This is a genomic window from Sphingobium estronivorans, assembly GCF_008692605.1.
Lineage (GTDB): Bacteria > Pseudomonadota > Alphaproteobacteria > Sphingomonadales > Sphingomonadaceae > Sphingobium > Sphingobium estronivorans.
This window is the reverse complement of sequence record NZ_LFCT01000016.1, coordinates 23,554-43,661: the sequence shown is the minus strand read 5'-3', so window position 1 is coordinate 43,661 and position 20,108 is coordinate 23,554. Positions and strand designations below refer to the sequence as shown.

Below are 20,108 nucleotides of genomic sequence, written 5' to 3'. Positions count from 1 at the left end.
GGTGGGTGCAGTCATGACCGACAAGTCGAATGTGGAATTTTCCGAGCGCGAGGCGCTGTTCTTCCACTCGACGGGACGCCCCGGCAAGATCGAGATCATCGCATCGAAGCCAATGGCGACCCAGCGCGACCTTTCCCTTGCCTATTCGCCCGGCGTCGCGGTGCCGGTCCGCGCCATCGCCGAAGACCCGGCGACGGCCTATGACTATACGGCCAAGGGCAATCTGGTGGCGGTGATCTCCAACGGCACGGCGATCCTGGGCCTCGGTAACCTCGGCGCGCTGGCGTCCAAGCCGGTGATGGAGGGCAAGTCGGTCCTCTTCAAGCGTTTCGCCGACGTGGACAGCATCGACATCGAACTCAAGACCGAGGATGTCGACAAGTTCATCGACGCCGTCGAGCTGATGGAGCCGACCTTCGGCGGCATCAACCTTGAGGATATCAAGGCGCCCGAATGCTTCATCATCGAACAGACGCTGAAGGAACGGATGAACATCCCGGTCTTTCACGACGACCAGCATGGCACCGCGATCATCGCGGCAGCGGGTGCCATCAACGCGGCGATGCTGACCGGCCGCGAGATGAAGGATATGAAGGTGGTGGTAAACGGCGCGGGCGCGGCGTCGATTTCCTGCACCGAACTCATCAAGGCGCTGGGCGTCGCGCACGACAATGTCATCATGTGCGACAGCAAGGGCGTGATCTATCAGGGCCGCACCGAGGGCATGAACCAGTGGAAGTCGGCCCATGCGGTGAAGACCGATGCGCGCACGCTGGCCGAAGCCATCAAGGGTGCCGACGTGTTCCTGGGCCTGTCGGTCGCGGGCGCGGTCAGCCAGGAGATGGTGAAGACGATGGCGGACAAGCCGATCATCTTCGCCATGGCCAATCCCGACCCGGAAATCTCGCCCCCGGACGTCAAGGCGGTGCGCCCCGACGCCATCGTCGCCACCGGCCGGTCGGACTATCCCAACCAGGTCAACAACGTCCTTGGCTTCCCCTTCATCTTCCGTGGCGCGCTCGACGTGCGGGCGACCGGGATCAACGAGGCGATGAAGCTGGCCGCCGCCAAGGCGATCGCCGAACTGGCCCGCGAACAGGTGCCGGAGGAAGTCGCCAAGGCCTACGGCCGCTCGCACAGCTTCGGGCCGGATTATATCATCCCGGCGCCCTTCGACCCCCGCCTGATGGAGGTCGTGCCCTCCGCCGTGGCGCAGGCGGCGATGGAAACCGGCGTCGCGCAGAAGCCGATTGCCGACATGGCGGCCTATCGCCAGTCCTTGAAGGCGCGGCTCAACCCGACGACCTCGGTCCTGACCGCCGCCTATGAAGTGGCGAAGGCGAATCCCAAGCGCGTCGTCTTCGCCGAGGCGGAAGAGGAAGTGGTGCTGCGCGCCGCAATCCAGTTCCGCGACCTCGGCTATGGCATTCCGGTGCTGGTCGGCCGCGCCCATGTGCTCGACAAGCTCAAGGAACTGGGCGTGCAGGACCCGGAAAGCTTCGAACTGCACAACAGCGTCAATTCGCCGCTGGTGCCGGACATGGTCGACCTGCTCTACAAGCGCCTCCAGCGCCGCGGCTATCTGCGCCGCGACTGCGAGCGGATGGTCAATCGCGACCGCAACATCTTCGGTTCGCTGCTGGTCAAGATGGGCCATGCCGACGCGATGATCACCGGCATGACCCGGCCCTTCGCCCAGACCCTGCGCGAGGTGAAGCGGGTGATGGACCCGGCGGCGGGCCGCACGCCCTTCGGCATTCACGTCATGGTGTCGAAGGACAAGACGGTGTTCCTGGCCGATACCACGGTCAATGAGCGGCCTTCCGCGCAGGAACTGGCCGATATTGCGGAAGGCACGGTCGCGGTCGCCCGGCGCATGGGTCACGATCCGCGCGTCGCCTTCCTGTCCTATTCCAATTTCGGCAACCCGCCGGGCGCTCATCTGGCCAATATGCGCGACGCGGTGAAGATTCTCGACGAACGGGATGTCGACTTCGAATATGAAGGCGAAATGACCGTCGATGCGGCGCTCAATCCGACGGTGATGAAGAATTATCCCTTCAGCCGCCTGTCGGGTCCGGCGAACATCCTCGTCATGCCGGGGCTGCAATCGGCCAATATCTCGGCCAAGCTGCTGCGCGAACTGGGCGGCGCGACGATGATCGGGCCGCTGCTCGTCGGCATGGACAAGTCGGTGCAGATCGCCACCATGTCCTCCAACGCGTCGGAAGTGCTGACGCTGGCGGTGCTGGCGGCGGCGGGCGTCGCGCTCTGATATGGCTCGGCGCCGGGCTCAGCTCCGGCGCCAGCCCGTCAGATCGCCCGGCTGGTCGACATCGAAGCCCAGGCCCTGCCGGACGATGGCCGAAAAGGGCAGACCCAGCCGGCCGGCTTCGGCGCGATGCGCGATGAAGCTGCCCTCGCCATAATGGAACTGGAAATCGGCGGCCTGCGGCAGCGGCAGCGACACGGCGTTGGTGCCCTGTCCATGGAGGTCAGGCGCGACGGCCAGGCCGGAAACCTCCAGCAACGCGGCGACATCCGCCGCCTCGATCAATGGCAGATCGGCGGACAGGATCACCAGCCGGTCGATTCCCGCCAGCAGCGCCGCATCCCGCGCACTCGCCACGGCGGGATTGAGGCCGTGCCCCGGGTCGCCGAGCAGGCCGACCGTTTCGGGCAACCCATGCCGCGACGGCCCCAGCAGCCGCAGTCCCTCCATGCCCACCACCTCCGCCGCTGCGGCCACCGTGCGGTGCAGCATCCCGGCCACCAGATCGCGCCGACCCGCTTCGTCCAGCACGGGCGTGAGCCGCGTCTTGCAGGCGGCGGGCGTCTTGATCGGAATGACGATCCAGCCGGTCAACCGGCGATCCGCTCGGCCAGATCCAGCGCTGCCCGCGCCACCCGCGCGCGATCGTCCAGCGTCTTCATCAGCGTGTCGGTTACCGCATAAGGAATGGCAAGGCCCTCGCCGCCGTCGCGCTCGTCCACCAACAGAGCGTCGATCATATCGGCATAATGGGCGGCGATGGAACGGTTGGTGACGGCCAGCCCAAGTTCGCCCATCAACTTGGCGGTCGGGCCCTTGACCGCCTGCCCGCCGACAATGGGGGAGACGGCGACGACCGGCGCGGACGCCGCTTTCAGCGCCTCGCTGATCCCCGGCACCGCCAGAATCGGATCGACGCTGAGCCACGGATTGGAGGGCGCGATGAGGATGGCGCGGGTTTCGGGATCGCCGATCGCCTCGATCACGCCGGGGGCAGGGCGGGCGCGCTCCGCTCCCTCGAACCGGATGGCGCGCACGGCCGGCGCGCAGCGTTGCTCGACGAAATAACGCTGGAAAGGGAGCTCGCCCCGATCGGTTTCGACATGGGTGGCGACGGTATCGTCGCTCATCGGCAGCACCGAAAGTCCAAGCCCCCAGGCCGCCGCGAATCGCGCCGTCACCGCACTCAACCGCTCGCCGGAAGCCAACAGATGCGACCGCAGCACATGCAGCGCCATGTCGCCATCGCCCAGCAGGAACCAATCCTCTCCGCCCAGCGATTTGAGCGCGTCCATGAAGGTCCATGTCTCGCCCTCCCGGCCCCAGCCCTGCGCGGCATTGGCCTTGCCCGACAAAGTGTAGAGCAGCGTGTCGATGTCGGGTGAAATGGCGAGGCCCAGATGCCGGAAATCGTCAGCCGTGTTGACGATGGCGGTGATTGCTTGCGGCGGGCAGAGCTGCATCAGACCCAGCACCAGCTTGGCGCCGCCCACGCCTCCGGTCAAAACGACGATGCGGCCGCTCACCGGAACAGATCCTCTTCCAGCGGGCGGACCAGCGCGCCCGCGCCATTCTCGCCTGCGGGCAGCGCCAGGCCCCGGATCAGCGCGGCCGGCACGCTTTCCGCGCCTTCGCCCGTCGCCAGCGTCGCGGCGGTGGCGATCTGGTCGGCCAGTGCGATCTGCGTGACTTCCAGCCGCCGCCCGTCGCGATCCTCCTCCCCCCGCCGGTCGACCAGCGCCGGCAGCCCGGCCGCGCCGATGGCCACGCCCACCACGCCATGCCGCCAGGGCCGACCGAAACTGTCCGAAATCACGATCCCGATTCCCGCGGCGTCCGCCCCGGCCAACGCATCCAGCAGGCCGCGCGCCGATCTGTCCGGATCGACCGGCAGCAGCAGGGCACGGTCGGCCTCGCCCGGCCCGATATTCGACCGGTCTATGCCGCTGTTCGCCATCACATGGCCCAGCCGATGGCGGGTGATCAGCACATGGGGCACGGCCCGCACCACGGCGCTGCTTTCGCGCAGCACCAGTTCGACCAGTCGGGCGTCCTTGCGCGTCGTGGCGGCAAGGGCCATCGCCTCCTCGCCCGGCTCAATGGTGGAGAGGTCGATCATCCGCCCCTCCGCCTTGGACAGGATTTTCTGCGTCACCACCAGCACGTCGCCGGCCTTGAGCGGCCACAGGCCTGCCGCCGTCAGGCTTTCGCGCAGCAGCGCGGCAAGATCGTCGCCCGCGCGGATTTCGGGAAGATCGAAGAGCGGATGAATCGCAATCATGCCGTGCCTTAACGTGCCTGTGTCATTTACGGTAGCGTCGGCTTTTGCTTGCCAAGCCGCGTCAAGTCGAGAAGAGAAGACGGAAAGTCGATAAGAGCAGGGAAGATGACGATTTCAGGCACAGATTCCGTAGCGTTCGACGGCGCCACTTTCCGCCGCGTTCTTGGCCATTATCCGACCGGCGTTTGCGTGGTGACGGCGACGGAGGCGGGCAAGACGCCGGCGGGCATGGTCGTGGGGTCCTTCACCTCCGTCTCGCTCGATCCGCCGCTGGTCGCCTTCTTCCCGGCGAAAAATTCGCAAAGCTGGCCGCTGATCGAGCGCGCGGGCAAATTCTGCGTCAACATCCTGGCCAGCGATCAGCAGCCTCTGTGCCAGCAATTTTCGGTCAAGGGCGCGGAGGATAAATTCGCGGGCGTGACGCATCGCGTTTCGGCCAACGGCTCGCCGATTCTGGACGGCGTGGTGGCGTGGATCGACTGCCGGCTCGACGCCGTGCATGAGGCGGGCGATCATTACATCGTTCTGGGCCGCGTCATGGCGCTGGAGGTTGAGACGCCGGGCAAGCCGCTGCTCTTCTTCCAGGGCGGCTACGGCGAATTCGCCCAACTGAGCTGAACGAACGCCGGGGCGCAGCCCCGGCTCCCCAATCAGAAGAAGCTGGTCGAATCCACGCCGGCCAGGCTGTTGACGCCGAGCAGCAGCACGCTCTGTTCGAAAGCGCCGTCGCCATTGGCGTCGTAGAAGAGCCAGCCGTCGCTGGTCCCCGCGACGAAGGTCACATGATTGACACCGGCGGTCGTGTTGGCGGCAGCCAGCGCGTCGGCGAAATTATTGGTGGAGATCGCCCTTTCGGCATAGTCGGCGGCGGGCAGGCTGCCGTTCAGGAAATCGAAGTCGATGCGATCGCCCTCGCTGGCCTTGAAGTCGGTGATCCGGTCGTAGCTCGCCATGTTGAAGGTCGTATCGCCCCGGTTGAAGACGAACACATCCGCCTCGGTCCCGCCGGTCAGCGTGTCCTTGCCCGCGCCGCCGATCAATATGTCGTTGCCCGCGCCGCCCTTCAGCGTGTCGCCGGCCAGCCCGCCATCCAGCATGTCGTTGCCCGCGCCGCCGTCCAGGCTGTCCTGTCCATCCTCGCCATAAAGCCGGTCGTCGCCCGCATTGCCCAGCAGGGTATCGTTGCCCGCGCCACCCCACAGGCTGTTATTGCCGCTGTTGCCGGTGATGGTGTTGGCCAGATCATTGCCGGTGCCGTCGATATTGCCGGTGCCGGTCAGGGTCAGCTTCTCGACCTCCGCAGCGAGTTTGTAGCTGACCGAGGCGTTGACCAGATCGGTGCCCCCACCCGCCAGTTCGAAGACCAGATCGTCATTGGCGTTGTTGCCGTCGTCGGACCAGCTGTCGACGATATAGGTGTCGTCGCCGTCGCCGCCGGTCATGCTGTCCGCGCCGGTGCCGCCGTCCAGATAATCATTGCCCAGCCCGCCGATCAGCACGTCATTGCCGTCGCCGCCGAACAGATTGTCATTATCGTCGCCGCCGTCCAGCAGGTCGTTGCCGCCCATGCCGTACAGGATGTCGGCACCCAGGCCGCCTGAAAGCTGGTTCGTCGCGTCATTGCCGGTGATGGTGTTGGCCAGTTCATTGCCGATGCCGTCGATCGCCGCCGCCCCCATCAGGGTCAGCTTCTCGACATTGGCGGCCAGCCGGTAGCTGACCGAGGCATAGACCAGGTCGCTGCCGCCGCCTGCCAGTTCGATCACCTGATCGTCATTGCTCGCAAAGCCGTCGTCGGAATAGGTGTCGACATAGAAAATGTCGTTGCCCGCGCCGCCGTCCATATAATCGGCGCCCGCCCCGCCATCGATCGTGTCATTGCCGGCAAGGCCATAGATGGTGTCGTTGAGCGCGGTGGTCTGATAGGCGAGAACGGTGGTCGTCGGGCTGATGACATTATTGCCCGAGGAACCGGTGATGGTCTTGCCGCCTTCTGCGATGTCGGTGATGGCGATGGACAGCGACTGGTCGTCGAAATTGCTGCCGTCGGTCGCGCGGACCGTCACCTGGTAGACGCCGTCGCCATCGGCATCGAGGCGGTTTTCATAATCGGGCGCGTTGATGAAGGACAGCGCGCCCGTCACGGCGTCGACGGTGAAGAGCGCCGCGTCGGCCCCGCCCGCAATGGCAAAGCCCGGCGCCGTGCCGTCCGCATCGGTGGCGATGACGGTCGTGACCGCGCTGCCATTTTCCGCCATGCTGATGGACGCCGAAGCGCCGCCACCATTGGAGGTGATGACCGGCGCATTGTCGTTCACATTGGTGACGCCGATGGCCAGTGTCTGCGTGACGCTGTTGGTGCCGTCGCTGGCGCGGACGATGACATTGTAGATGCGGTCGCCATTGCTGTCGCTGGGCGTCTCATAATCGGGCGCCGTGTTGAAGGTCAGCGCGCCGGTCGCCGCGTCGATGGTGAAGAGCGCCGCGTCTGTGCCGCCGCTGATGCTGTAGCTGAGCGCCGCGCCGTCGGCATCGCTGGCCTGCACCGTGGCGGCAAGCAGGCTGTTTTCCGCCACGGAGAGCGTCGCCGAGACCGCCCCGCCATAGGAGGTCAGCACCGGCGCATTGTCGTTGAGATTGGCGACGGTGACGGCCAGCACCTGATTGTCGCTATTGCTGCCGTCGCTGGCCTGCACGATCACGTCATAGATATTGTCGTGATCGGCGTCGGCGGCGGCCTCATAATCCGGCGCGGTCCTGAAGGTCAGCGCGCCGGTCGTCGCGTCGATGGCGAACAGGGCGGCATCGGCCCCGCCGACAATGGCATAGCTGATCGAGGGACCGTCCGCATCCGTGGCCGTCACCATGGTCACGGCCGTGGCATTCTCATTGACCGTGATCGCCGCGCTCGCACCGCCGCCATTGGAGGTGATGACCGGCGCGAAGCCGTCCGGCACGTCGCGCACGGTCACGGAAAGCGCCTGCGTGTCCACTCCGCCATTGCCGTCATTGGCCGCGACGATCAGCTGATAGACATTGTCGCCATTGGCGTCGGCGGGACTCTCGAAATTCGGCGCGGCGATGAAGCGCAGTTCGCCGGTTACGGCGTCGATGGTGAACAGGGCGGCATCGTCGCCGCCGACGATCGAAAAGCCGACCGTCTGGCCCATGTCGGGATCGGTCGCGGTGACCGTGGTGACGGCCGTGCCATTCTCATCAATGGCCAGTGCGGCGGTTGCCCCGCCACCGTTGGAGGTGATGACCGGCGGTGCGTTCAGCGCCGTTGCGGGCGTCGTCACGTCCGCGAACTGGAAGAATTCGACATTGCGGATGGACTTGCTGCCCTCGGGCGATCCCGCGCGCTGGTCGACCGCGACGAGGCTGCCGTCGGTCTGGAGGGTGAACAGATAATCCGCCCGGTTGCCGGAAAAGACCACCGTATCGATATCGGCGCTGCCATCGATCACGTCATTGCCGGCGCCCGCGATGATCGTGTCGTTGCCGCCGCCACCATGCATATAGTCGTTGCCGGCGCCGCCATCGAGCCAGTCGTCGCCCGAATCCCCGTACAGCTCGTCCCCGGCCAGCCCGCCATAAAGCCGGTCATTGCCCGAATCGCCATGCAGCACGTCGCTGCCCGACACAGTGTCGTCATCGCCGTAGAGAATGTCGTCGCCCGCGCCGCCCGACAGGCTGTCGTCGCCCGCGCCGCCATAAAGCATGTCATTGCCGTCGCCGCCGGTCAGCTTGTCCTTGCCCCGCCCGCCATAGAGGATGTCGTTGCCCGATCCGCCGTCCAGCGTGTCGTCGCCGGAAATGCCGTTATTGCCGAGGTCGTCGCCATAGAGGATGTCATCGCCCGCCCCGCCGGAGATCGTGTCGCTGCCGCGCCAACCGAAGATGATGTCGTTGCCGCCGTCGCCCTGGAGGTTGTCCTTGCCCGCGCCGCCGATGATGATGTCGTTGCCTTCGCCGCCCTGGACCAGCACGTCTTTCATATAATCGACGCCGCCCGCGCCATGGGCGGACAGGTCGATGATGTCGTCGCCATCGGCCAGCCAGAACTGCTCGATATTGTCGAAGCTGCCGAAGCCGCCGGACATCACTCCATTATTGTAGAGGATGGCGTCGTTGAGATTGGACCCGTACATGATGTCCGTCCCCTGCCCGCCCAAATAGAGGTCGGTGGAGATCTGGATATTGGTTGCGGTCAGTTGATAGGCCGTGCCGCTGCCGGTGAGGATCGCGGAGTCCCAGACAAGCTGCGCCATCACCGCATCGGGGCGCACATAGTCCAGATTCGCGAGTCGGGTGAAAGCGAAGAACTGGTCCTTTTCATTCCCCGCCGTGATGGTCTGACTGCCCACGACATTGAAATAGTTCGCCATGATCGCCCCTGTCCCTGCATCCTCGTGAAAGGTCGAAAATCTGTACCCTCAAACGTCCCCCAGCAGGTGTGGGCATAGGGATAGAGACTCCTCCATTGGGGGTGCGCCGATGGGCTTATACCGATCCGCTGAGATGCTGACGCATCACGGATGGGAAATGCTCAGGCGCCGCACGGGCTTAACCGCCTTGCCATTAGGGATTATCGTTTCACGGAAGGATCGACACATGCTGTCGGTCAACGGGATCACGACCGCAACGCTTCGTAGATCGCGCTGACCCTGACGCAATGGGCGGCTTCGCTGAAGCGGCTGCGCGCATCGGCCTGCGCCGCCAGCGCCATCGCGCGCGCGTCGCCCGAATTGCCGCAGGCGCGGGCCAGGGCATCGGCATCGTCCGGCTCGACCAAGATGCCGATGCCGCCCTCCAGCGCCTCGATATTGCCGCCGGAGCGGGCCGCGACGATGGGCGTGCCGACCAGCATCGCCTCCACCAGCGTCCGTCCGAACGGTTCGCCGATGGCGGGCACGACAAGCCGGTCGCAGGCCGCGATCCAGAAGGGGCCGGGCGTGCGATAGCCCATCAGCTTCACCCGGTCGGCCACGCCTTTGTCCGCGATCCGCTTGCGCAGCGCGCCATCCATGGCGGGCACGCGCGCCTCGCCGAACATCAGACCCATCACCGGACGGGCTGTCATCGTTTGCAGGCGCGCGATCATGTCCACGAACAGCAAGGGCCGCTTCCTCGGTACGAAAGCGCCGAAATAGCCCAGCAGCAGCGTTTCCCGCGCCACTCCCAATTCGCGGATCAGCGCGTCGCGCGCCTTGGACCGGTCGACGTCCAGGCTGGTGTCGAAGGGGCTGTGGACCACTGAAGCGCGATCCCGCGCCGACCACAGGCCTGCGGGCGGCAGCGCGAAGGACGACACCGCCAGCACCCGATGCGCCAGAGCGGGCGCCAGCAATCGCAGGCCGAGCGCGTTCGGGTCGCCGCGATGGTGCCAGATCAGCTTCGCGCCCGCCATGCGCGCCGCCAGCGCCCAGTTGGCGCTGCTCCGCCCGTCATTGACATGGACGATGTCGATCCGGTTCCGCCGCAGGAAGCGTGCGCGGGGCAGCACGCCGGTCAGCGTCCGTCCGAACTTCCGCAGGGTGAAGGCCTCCCCCGGCACGAACAGTCCCCGGCTCGCGGGATCGTCCATCTGCTCCTGCCCGGCGAAGAAATTGGCGATCATGCCATCGGGGACTTCGGTGACGACGATCGGCCGATAGAGGGTCGGGTCGAGATGCTCCATCAGCCCGCGCACCGAAATATGGCTGCCGCCGACGCTGTCGCCGGAAAAGGGGAAGCAGATGCGCAGACGATCGTCCTCCGCCGTGTCGGCGGCTTGCAGCCGGGGCAGGGGCGCGTTCATCCCGCTCCTCCGCCGATCAGGTCGCGCGAGCGCTGATCGAGAAACTGGTCGAGATTGGCGACGCCGTCGCCATCGGCATCGCCCCAGGGATCCGCCTTGCGCGGGTCGGCGCCATGCTGCGCTTCCCAGCGGTCGTCCATGCCGTCGCCATCCGCATCGGGATAGGCCATGCCGGACGCCGGGTTGTCGATGACGCCGGGCTGCTTGACGATATGCCCCTTGCGCTTGCGCACCTGGTTGACGATGCGCAAGTCGAACGGATCGCGCGGAAAGGCGCCGGCGTCGTTCAGCACCGCCTCATAGGCGGCGTCCGCCCTCGCTGCCGCGATGGTGGAAGGGCAGGGAGGCCTGTCCACCGTGGCCTCCTTCATCAGCGGCGAGATATGGACGAAATCCCCGTCGAACCGATTGTCGGCCAGATAGACCCGCGCGGTCCCCTTCGATCCCATGATATTGCGCGCCACGCCTATTGTGTCGGGCCGGGTGTTCCTGCCCGCGATGAAGCTGTTGCCGATCAGCGATACCGGCACGCCGCCGAAGCTCTCCCAGATTTCGGCAAATTCCGACTGGCCGTTATAGAGAATGTTGTTGATCACCTCCGCGCAGGAGCCGGGCGGGAAGTTGAGGTCGGGATTGCGATCGCCATTATGCGCGCAGATATTGGCGATGAAGCTCAGATGCTGCGGCCCCTTGGGATCGCTTGCCAGCAGCGCGCATTTGTCGTGGCGCGGAATCCCCTCGGCGAAGATGGAGTTGCTGATGGTGATCCAGTCATTGTCGCCATAGCCGTTGATCAGCTCGTCCCGCGCCCAGCTCGCGCTCACATGATCGACGATGACCTGGCGGCTGTTCTCGATGGTGAAGCTGTCCTCCGACCCGCGATGGGTGCCCATCCGGTCGTTGCGCACGCGGATATGGCGGATGACGATGTCATGGGTATTCTTGATGAGAATGGGCGTGCGCCCTTCCTCGCCCCCTCCATGGGTGACGACGATCCCGCCGCCGGGCGCCGTCTGCCCGGCGATGGTGAGATAGGGATTGGCGATCACCGGGGGCCGGCTGGTGAAGCGGATGACCCCGCTCACCCGGAACACGCACACGCGGGGTCCCGAAGCCTCGACACAGGCGCGCAGCGACCCCGGCCCGCCATCCGCCAATGTATCCACGGCGATGATCCGCCCGCCGCGCCCGCCCTTGGCCGCCGCGCCATAGCCCACCGCGCCCGGAAAGGCGGCTTCGCCCTTTACCGGCTGCGCCCGCGATTCATTGCCCGCGCCCGAACAGCCCGCCATGACGATGGGCAGCGCGATTCCGGCCAGCAACCGTTTCATGCCGTATCTCCCTGACGCAGCGGGTAGCCGTAGCGGCGCAGCAAGGGCGCGCACAAAAGGGTGAAGAGCTTTTGCTTCCAGCCGGGCATTTCCCGCTTCCACTTGTCGTCTCCGCGAATGATGAGCGACTTTTGCATCCGGTGCCGGCTTCCTGCGACCTGATGCTGCGGCGCGAAAGGGGCGAGGTCGGCGACGGGCGGATGCGGCGCTTCCCCGACCAGGGCGACGATCCGCCCGATCGTTCCCCGCGGATCGTCGACGAAATCCTCATAGCGCACCCGGATGCTCCGCTTCGGTCCGACCCGGCGGCACAGCCATTCCGCCGCGACATTCACCATGGTCCAGCGCAATGCGGTGTAGAGCAGCGGCTTGGGCCGGAGTTCCCGCTGCACGCCTTTTTCGACGCTGCGCCGATGTCCCTTCATCAGCGACCAGGCCACTCCGCGTCCGTCGCGCACCACATGCACGACATGCAGGTCGATCCCCGGCATCGCCGCCAGCGCAAAGGCCCGCCCGGGCAGCTTGGACGAATCGACCAGGACCGGCCGCCCCGACACCATCGCCATGCCGCGCAGCAATTTCAGTGTGCGCCGCCCATGATCGCGCCAGCCCGGCAGCCTCAACAGCCGCCCCGGCGCCACCAGCCCTTCGGTCCGTTCCTGCGTGCGGCGATAGCGGGCCAGGAATTCCGCCGGCTCGTCCTGCATCCAGCGCATGACGATGGCTTTCCATTCCGGGCAGTCCCGCACCCGCTCCCCGCAGGCGCAATATTCGCCCTTGTCCCAGACATGCCGCGCCAACGTCGTCACTTCGCCCGCGCCCATGATCGCCGGATGCTCGCCCAATGCGATGTCGAGCAGGGTCGTCCCGCTGCGGCCATAGCCCGCGACGTAGATCAGCCGGACCGCCGTCTGCTCCGCTGCCGCTTCCGTGCCTTTGGCGGCCTGTCCCGACCTGTTCGTCGATTCGGCTTTGTGCAGGGGCAGGATCGCATCCGTCACCAGGCTCGTCCTTGTCGCATGCGTCGCCCGGTCGGTCCGGGGGCGTCGGGCGCTTTTATCCTTTGCGGGTGGGAGCCGTTCAACGGGTCACACGGCTGATGCCCCGGCAAATTCGGATAGGGGCCGTCTGACTGAAATCGCCCCGCGCCCTGTCCCGAAGGGCGTTTGCGCCGGGGCCCTGCCCACGGCAGCCTCTTGCGCGTGACGACTCTGACCAACCCCGGCTTGTCCATCTCCTCACCGGGCCCCGCCCGGCCGGATGTTTTCGCGGCCCATGAACAGCTTTGGGACAGGATCGCCCGCTACAGCCTGCTGACGGCGATTTTCCTCAGCGGCTGGGGCCTGTTGCGCGTGGGGCAGATCAACCTCACCTTTTCCGATCTCGCCTTTCTCATCAGCTTCACCATTTCCGGTCTGCGCGGACGCCTCAGCGCCACACCCTTCCGCTCGCTGACGCCCTTCTGGCTCACCGGGCTCGTCATGATGCTGGGCGGCCTTTTCATCGGATCGGTGGTCAATGGCGACCCGTTGCGCTGGGTGAATATCGCCCTGCAATATATGGTGGCCTTCCTCCTCATCCCGATCCTGCTGATGCAACAGGAGGAAAGGACCATCCGCAAGGCGCCGCTGATCTTCATGCTGGGCATCACCTGCTCGGAAGCGATCGGCATCGCGGCCAGCTTCTTCCTGACCTTCCACGACACGCTGCACTGGCTGGGCGACGGCTTCATCACCGGCAATGGCCGCCTGGGTTCGATGGCGGGCCAGCCCAATCCCAATGGCGCGGTCGTCGCCTTTTCGCTGCCGATGCTGCTTTATTCGATGCGCCACCGGTTGATCGGCCGCCTCGGCGGGTTCGCCTGCCTCATCCTGCTGCTCTGGGGCCTGATGCTGAGCGCCTCCTTCACCGGCTTTTCGGCCTCGCTGATGGCGATCTTGGTCACGCTGCTGCTAATGGGGGTGCGCTATATCTTCCGGCTGGGGATGGTGGCGCTGGTCGCGGCGGGCCTGTTCCTGGCCAGCGGCGCGCCCCTGCCCAAAGCCTTTCAGGAACGCGTCGGCAATGCGGTGGAAAGCGGCGACATCGATCAGGCCGGCACTTTCATCAACCGTTCGCAGCTCATTCAGGAAGCCTGGGGCATGGCCGAGGAGAATACGATCATCGGCATGGGCGTCGACCAGTATCGCGAGTTTTCCGCTTATGACAATCCGGTCCACAACCTGTTCCTGCTGATCTGGAACGAGGGCGGCGCAATCGCCTTCTGCGGCCTCATCCTTCTGCTGGGCCTGCTTTGCCTGCTGGGGGCGAACGGCCTGCGCGTCAGCCGCGACAAGGGCGCGATGGCGATCGCCGTGGTGCTGGTGTTCCTGATCTACACCATGTCCTATCCGCACATGTATTCGCGCATGTGGGTGATGCCGGTGATGGTGGTACTGACCGTTACCTATACGCAGCGGCGCATGCCGGAGCCGGACGAGGCGGGGCGGCTGATCTACGCAAAGCCGGTCGGGCCGCAGCCGTTGCCGCAACTTTGATCAGGCAGAGCCGATCAGCAGCGTGACATTGTCGGTGCGCGGATTACCGGACGCTTCGGCCCCATCCTTCCCCACATGCAAAACCCGGTGCAGCACGTGCGGCACACCATAGTCGCGCATTGCCATGCTGCCCGGAAAGACCGCCAGCATGTTCCGGTCGATCGGCAGGTCGATCCATTGTCCATCCACGAAAATCTGGGTCAGCATATGGTCGCGTTGCCCGCACAGTGCCGAGAAATAGCGATAGTCGACATGGGCGCCCTCGATCATCCGCTGGCCCGGCGCGATGGTCCGGCTGCGGTCGCGGCGCAGCAACCCGCGGTTGATCGCCGCGACCATCCGTCTGATGACCGGGACGTGCGCCAGCATCCCGTAAAGGTCGGACAGTCCCCGGCCGCTGAGCGGTCCCGCCGCTTCCCAGCGCCGCTCGTCCAACGCGCAGCCGGCCCGGCCCCACCGCCCCAGCGAGTTGCGCGCCAGAGCGTCCAGCCGGTCGAAATCCTCCACGCTTTCCTGATATTTGAGCCGTTGGACGACCACCTGGAAATCCGCCGGCGGGTTGCCCTGCGGCGCCATCGCGGTCATCAGCCGCCAGCCGATCGACCAGCACTGGTCGAGTATCGCCTGACCCGTGCTATAATGCTGGCCGCCCTGCACGAAATAGGCGGGCCGGGCGGTGACATGATCCGCGTCCCTGTCGTGCGACAGCGCCATTTTCCGCGCGATATAGCCGTGCCGTCCGGGCTGGAAGTAGAACAGATCGCCCAGGCTGGCGGTAATGTCGCCGCTGCCATAATAGTTGCGCGCGATGTCGACCAACGGCGCTTCCCAGGGCATCTGCTCGGCCGGATTCTCCAACAGTTCGCGCCACAATTCGGTGATGATCTCCGGGCAGCGCACCAGCACCGCGGCATGGCCTGCGCCGAACAGGCGCGCCAGCGAGCCGGGCTCCAGATCCTGCAATGCCAGTTCTGCGATCATGTGGACGTTCCCCTGTGGGAAGCGTTCTTATCCCACATCAACTTCGGCACAATGGTGCGAATTGGGCGATCCGGAATAGTCAGAAACCCAGCAGAAATATTTAGGGAATAATCGCTTTGCGGTCGATTGCAGCCGATGAAGGCGCGGCCTGTCCCGCTCCTTCATCCGAAGGGTTAGCACCTATGCGCCATCCGCCGTCCCGATGCGCTTTTGCTCTGGCACGCGACAACCCGCAATATCGCCGCGATTGAAGGAACCGCCTTCCGCATGGTGGCACCCATGCGCCTTCGCGATGCGACAGGGAGACTATCATGGCGTCTGCACAGCTGACACTGATCGACGGCGCGTCCGGCGGCGGAGCGGAAAAGCCCGGCGACCTGTCCTTCGAACTGCAACAGCTTTCCGCGCGGCAAATCTGGTTCCTGCTGCGGCGTCATATGAAGTTGGTGGCGGCGATCGTCATCAGCTGCGTTGTCGTGGTGCTGCTCGTCCAGTTGCAATTGCCCAACCGTTACGAGGCGACCGCGACGGTGCAGGTCGAACTGAACGACTCCACCGGCTCCAACCAGGCGGACGCCACCCGCAACCAGCAGCGCGTCGCCAATGAAGCGCGCATGTACCGTTCGCAGGCCTTGGCTGAACAGGTGGTGCGTGACCTCAATCTGACGCGCAATCCCGCCTTTACCCATGGCGTGCCGATGACGGTGCAGCAGGGCGCCGTGCAGCTGACCAAGAATGTGCGGGTGGTGAGTTCGACCGATTCGGATTTCATCGACATCATCGTCGAGTCGCAAAAGCCCGAACTGGCCGCGCGCATCGCCAATCGCTTCGTCGACAGCCTGCAGAAGATGCGATCGCAGCGCCGCCAGACCTGGCGCGACGGCCTGAGCGTGGCCCTGGACAAGGAAACCGCCCGGCTCGCCCATGAGGTGGAAACGGCCGAGCGTGCCGTGGCCGATTTCCGCCGCGCGCATCTCATGCCCATGGGCGCGGGCAGCGCGGAGGATTATCAGCAGATGAACCGCATCGCCGTGGAGGCCGCCTCCACCGCCGCGATGAGCAGCGCGATGCAGGCGCAGGCCGCTGGCGTCAGCCGCGCCGCCGCGATGCGGACCGTGGCGGGCGCGACCTCACCCGCGCTCGACAATCTTCAGAAGCAATATGACGATCTGATCCGCCAGCGTTCTGAAATTTCGGTCCAGATGGGCGCGGCCCATCCCCAGATGCAGGCGCTGTCGGCGCAGATCGCGCAGGTCGGTGCGGCGTTGCAGAAGGAACGCGCGGCGGTCATCGTCACCCAGCAGACGAAGAACGACACCGATGCCGGGCGTGAGCGGGCGATGGCGGTGGCGGAAGCGAGCGCTGCCTCGGCCCGCGCGGGCCAGCTTCAGTCGAAGCTGAATGCGATCACGGGCGCGGCCTTCCGCAACAATGCGAACCTTGTCGACCTGTCGATCCTCGACCGCCGGGCGGAAGTCGCGCGTCAGGCCTATCTCACCACGGCGCAGCGCGCCCAGACGGTGCAGTCGGAACTGGAAACCACCGGCGTCAACTCGACCATGGTGTCGGCCGCTCCCGTGCCGCTCTATCCGGTCGCGCCCGCGCCCAAGAAGATGGCGCTGGCCGCCTTTGTCGGCTCCTCCGTGCTGGCCTTCCTGATCGTGCTGGGGATCGAGATGTTCGACAACCGCCTGCGCAGCGGCGACCAGCTTCGCCGCCTCTTCGGGCTGCGGACGCTGGCGATGCTGCCCAAGCTGGAGGATGCGATCGGCATCACGATCGAGGAAAATCCGGTGATCACCCAGCCGCAATCGCTATTCACCGAAGTCGCCCGCAACCTCGCCAGCGAGATCGGGGACCTGCCCCATGGCGGCGCGAGCCAGCGCGTGCTGGTAACATCCCCCCTGCCGGGCGACGGCAAGTCCAGCGTGGCGTTGACATTGGCTGCCGCCGCCGCCTCGATGGGCCGCCGCGCCATTGTGGTCGATCTCGATCTGCGCCGCCCCGGCCCCAGCATCCTGCGGTCGATTCAGGACAGTTCGGATACGCCCGACCTGATCGACGTGCTGACTCATGCAAGCGAGAGCCGCAAGCTCATCCCCCAGGCCGAATCCCATGTGGAGCATGACGTGGCCGAGGGGGCCGGGCCCCGGGCGCTGATGCCGGTGGTGCTCAGCACGCGCGAACAGATCCGCAATCCCGCCGCCGTGGTGCAGGGATGGCAGGTCGGCCGCCTGCTCGACGATCTGCGCGACCGGTTCGACCTGGTGGTCATCAATGCGCCCGCCATATTGGCCGTGCGCGATGCGCGGACGCTGTCGACATTGGCGGACTCGACCCTGATGGTCGTGCGCTGGGGCCATACCACGGTCGAACAGATGCGCGCCTCCCTCCAGATGGTGAACAATCAGGTGGTCGGCGCGGTCTTCAACCAGGTCGATTATGAGGAACATGCAAAGCGCGGCTATGGCGACGCGGTGCAATTCTACATGGGATCGGCCGCTTATTATTCCGACAGCTTCCCGGTCCAGCGGAGCTGGAAGGACCGGGTGCGCAATGTTTTCACCCGCCAGGCCGCGTGAGTGCGCTGCCGCCGCCCTCCCCATCCTCGGCGCAGCCGGTTTGTTTCGAAAGCGTAATAGTGGAAGAGGATGCTCCGAAAATCAGCCTGTTGATTATCGACAGCAGCCCGCTGCGCCGGGCCTGCATCGCCGTCGCGCTCGATACGGCAGGGACGCGGGTGCTGCCGCAAGTCGGGCTGGAGACAGACGGAGCGGTCGAAGCGCCTGACATCATCCTCTTCCAGACCGGCGACTCCGATGCGGAAAGCGCTGCCCTTCCCATCCAGATCGCGGAAGCCCGGCGGCGCTGGCCTGCGGCTCCGATCCTGGTGATCGCGGACCATGGCAATGAAGCGCTGATGCAGGCGGCCATTGCGGCGGGTGCGCAGGGATTGTTGCGCTCCAGCACTGGCATCGCCACCATGCAGCAGGCCCTGTTCCTGCTGAAGGACGGATTGGCGGTCTATCCGGCGGCTTTCACCGCGCTGCTGCAGGCGCGAATGGCGTCGGCCGGCGGATCGAATGGGGTCAGCGAACGGATCGCGCTGGCCGTCGACAAGTTCAAGCTGCTGACCAAGCGGCAGCGCGACGTGCTCCGCCTGCTCGCCCAAGGTGCGTCCAACAAGGACATTGCCCAGAAGCTCAACATCAGCGAGAGCACGGTCAAGGTTCATGTGCGGGCGATCATGGCGGTCAATGGCGCCTCCAATCGCACGCAGATCGTCGCGCATCTGCTCAAGGGCGGCGAAAGCGAGGATTAGGAGACCGGCCTACAGGCCATGAAAAAGGCTTCCGGGAAGTGTCCTGGAAGCCTTTTTATCGTCGATCTGTCTGCGGTTCAGCCGATGCCTGCCGCCACCGGCCGGACCCGCGCCCGGCGCAGCCAGTTCACGTCCAGCAGCACTGCCGTCACCACGCCCAATATGACATGGGCGATATTGCCGCCGATCGGTCCGTAGCGCGGCACGGCATAGGCCGCGACGGCCACGAACAGCGCCGTGCCGAAGCCGGAAATCGCCAGCACCGTCCAGCTCTGGTTCATCGCCAGCATCGCCGATCGCGAGGGCGCGGCATGCAGCATCAGCATCACCGCGACCAATTGGGTCAGCAGCAAGACATATGTGTCCGCATAGGCCTCGCCCGGCCCGACGCGAATGAGCAGCGGGCCGAATATCCAGGCGCCCGCCAGCATGGCGAACCCCACTGCCGCGAGCGCCGCCTGCACTTGCAGCGTGGCGCCCCGGAAATTGCGGATATTGCCGTTGGCCCACATGCGGGCGACGTCGGGATAGACCACTGCCTGCACCTGCGCCCCGACTTGGGTGGCAACCTTGGCGATCCGCTTGGCGAGATAATAGACCGCTGCCGCGGAACTGCCCGCTACCGCGCCGACGAACAGCGAGTCCGCCTCCGTGGTGATGACGCGCAGGGTCAGCGACAGGTTGGTCGAGCAGGCAAAGCCGAAGAAGCCGGGAAAATCCTGCACCAGCCCCTTCAACCGGGCGCGCAGCGGATTGGGGATGCCCATCTGCCGTAGGGCACGGAAGCCGACCCAGACGACCAATACCGATCCCAGCGCCTGGGAAGCCGTCCATGCCACCATGAAACCGACGACCCCGGCATGCGTCACCATGCAGATGAAGGCCAGCAGGATGCGCAGCACATTGCCCGCCACCTGCGCATAGGCGAGCATCTTGAACTGGCCAGACAGGCGCAGGGCGGCGGTCGGCACGCCGGCGATGTTGAACAGCGTCGCGACCGAATAGATCGCCACCAGTTCCACATGCAGCGGCTTCAGCCCGAACAGCGGGCCGAACAGCAACGCCAGCCCGGTCGCGCTGAACGCCGCCAGCGCGGCCGCGCCGATGTCCAGCATCAGGCCGTAGCAATAGAGCCGCTGCATGCGCCGGGGCGAACCCTGCGCTTCTTCCTGCACGGCGAAGCGGATCAGCGGCTGCCAGGATTCGAAGCGCAGGATCCGCTCGACCACGCGATTATAGGACAGAACGAGTACCATGACGCCATAGGTGGCCGGTCCCAGCGAACGGGCCGCCATCGCCACGCTGACCAGCATGATGAGCGCGTTCAGGAAATTGCCGGACAGCAAATGCCCCACCGCGATCAGCCGGCCCCGGGTTCCCTTGACCAGGACATCCCCGAACCGGCTGCGCAGCATGGGCAAGGCGCGTGCGGTCAGCACGCCCTTGATTCCAAAGTTCATGACGATCCCCCCTTGGGGTCGTAAAGATCAGGGCACAGGCTCAGTCGGACGCAGATCCCGTGCTCTGGTTCTTTGTGGTCGCATCGTTCCCGCGCAAAAGCCGTTCTCGCTTCGGCGCGCGACG

General features: G+C 65.6%; 14 protein-coding genes. 5 read left to right on the top strand and 9 right to left on the bottom strand.

What is annotated here, in order from left to right; translation table 11 throughout:
- Positions 1–13 precede the first annotated feature (13 nt).
- On the top strand, positions 14–2,275 hold the full coding sequence (locus tag F7P65_RS12175; protein WP_150292027.1) for an NADP-dependent malic enzyme: 2,262 nt from the start codon (positions 14–16) through the stop codon (positions 2,273–2,275).
- A gap of 18 nt (positions 2,276–2,293) precedes the next feature.
- On the opposite strand, the gene cofC is transcribed toward F7P65_RS12175, so the two are convergent.
- From cofC to cofE, 3 genes are read right to left on the bottom strand one after another with little or no spacing between them, the layout of a single operon-like run.
- Positions 2,294–2,866 (bottom strand): 2-phospho-L-lactate guanylyltransferase, encoded by a 573-nt coding sequence (cofC, locus tag F7P65_RS12170; RefSeq protein ID WP_150292025.1) that lies wholly within the window; start codon positions 2,864–2,866, stop codon positions 2,294–2,296.
- The gene (cofD, locus tag F7P65_RS12165; RefSeq protein WP_150292023.1) at positions 2,863–3,798 is read right to left on the bottom strand and encodes a 2-phospho-L-lactate transferase; all 936 of its coding nucleotides are present in this window, start codon (positions 3,796–3,798) and stop codon (positions 2,863–2,865) included. Before cofD ends, cofC begins: the two co-directional genes overlap by 4 nt.
- Positions 3,795–4,553: a coenzyme F420-0:L-glutamate ligase gene (gene cofE / locus F7P65_RS12160; protein WP_150292021.1), complete on the bottom strand. Its 759-nt coding sequence runs from the start codon at positions 4,551–4,553 to the stop codon at positions 3,795–3,797. Before cofE ends, cofD begins: the two co-directional genes overlap by 4 nt.
- Positions 4,554–4,658: 105 nt before the next feature.
- On the opposite strand from cofE, the gene F7P65_RS12155 reads away from it, so the two are divergent.
- The gene (locus tag F7P65_RS12155) at positions 4,659–5,171 is read left to right on the top strand and encodes a flavin reductase family protein (RefSeq protein ID WP_150292019.1); all 513 of its coding nucleotides are present in this window, start codon (positions 4,659–4,661) and stop codon (positions 5,169–5,171) included.
- Between the two features lie 32 nt (positions 5,172–5,203).
- Here F7P65_RS12155 and F7P65_RS12150 read toward each other — a convergent pair whose 3' ends face one another.
- The 4 genes from F7P65_RS12150 to F7P65_RS12135 all read right to left on the bottom strand — a co-directional run bounded on the left by F7P65_RS12150 (position 5,204) and on the right by F7P65_RS12135 (position 12,685).
- Complete coding sequence (locus F7P65_RS12150) at positions 5,204–8,941, bottom strand: cadherin domain-containing protein (protein WP_150292018.1); 3,738 nt, start codon at positions 8,939–8,941, stop codon at positions 5,204–5,206.
- Positions 8,942–9,186: 245 nt separating this feature from the next.
- Complete coding sequence (locus F7P65_RS12145) at positions 9,187–10,353, bottom strand: glycosyltransferase family 4 protein (RefSeq protein WP_150292016.1); 1,167 nt, start codon at positions 10,351–10,353, stop codon at positions 9,187–9,189.
- The gene (locus F7P65_RS12140; protein ID WP_150292014.1) at positions 10,350–11,684 is read right to left on the bottom strand and encodes a pectate lyase family protein; all 1,335 of its coding nucleotides are present in this window, start codon (positions 11,682–11,684) and stop codon (positions 10,350–10,352) included. Before F7P65_RS12140 ends, F7P65_RS12145 begins: the two co-directional genes overlap by 4 nt.
- A complete protein-coding gene (locus F7P65_RS12135) occupies positions 11,681–12,685 on the bottom strand; it encodes a sulfotransferase family protein (protein WP_150292012.1) in 1,005 nt (334 codons plus the stop codon). The genes F7P65_RS12140 and F7P65_RS12135 overlap by 4 nt, the downstream gene beginning before the upstream one ends.
- Before the next feature lie 201 nt (positions 12,686–12,886).
- Between F7P65_RS12135 and F7P65_RS12130 the strand changes: the two genes are divergently transcribed.
- A complete protein-coding gene (locus F7P65_RS12130) occupies positions 12,887–14,221 on the top strand; it encodes an O-antigen ligase family protein (RefSeq protein WP_205452050.1) in 1,335 nt (444 codons plus the stop codon).
- Here F7P65_RS12130 and F7P65_RS12125 read toward each other — a convergent pair whose 3' ends face one another.
- Positions 14,222–15,202 carry a 2OG-Fe(II) oxygenase family protein gene (locus F7P65_RS12125; protein ID WP_150292010.1) on the bottom strand — a complete coding sequence of 327 codons (981 nt, stop codon included), beginning with the start codon at positions 15,200–15,202 and terminating at the stop codon, positions 14,222–14,224.
- 311 nt (positions 15,203–15,513) lie between these two features.
- Here F7P65_RS12125 and F7P65_RS12120 point away from each other — a divergent pair, with 311 nt between their 5' ends.
- Positions 15,514–17,784 carry a GumC family protein gene (locus F7P65_RS12120; RefSeq protein WP_150292007.1) on the top strand — a complete coding sequence of 757 codons (2,271 nt, stop codon included), beginning with the start codon at positions 15,514–15,516 and terminating at the stop codon, positions 17,782–17,784.
- A gap of 59 nt (positions 17,785–17,843) precedes the next feature.
- Positions 17,844–18,524, top strand: coding sequence for a helix-turn-helix transcriptional regulator (locus F7P65_RS12115; RefSeq protein WP_150292005.1), 681 nt, complete (start codon positions 17,844–17,846; stop codon positions 18,522–18,524).
- 77 nt (positions 18,525–18,601) lie between these two features.
- On the opposite strand, the gene F7P65_RS12110 is transcribed toward F7P65_RS12115, so the two are convergent.
- Positions 18,602–19,984 (bottom strand): lipopolysaccharide biosynthesis protein, encoded by a 1,383-nt coding sequence (locus F7P65_RS12110; protein ID WP_150292003.1) that lies wholly within the window; start codon positions 19,982–19,984, stop codon positions 18,602–18,604.
- Positions 19,985–20,108: the final 124 nt, after the last annotated feature.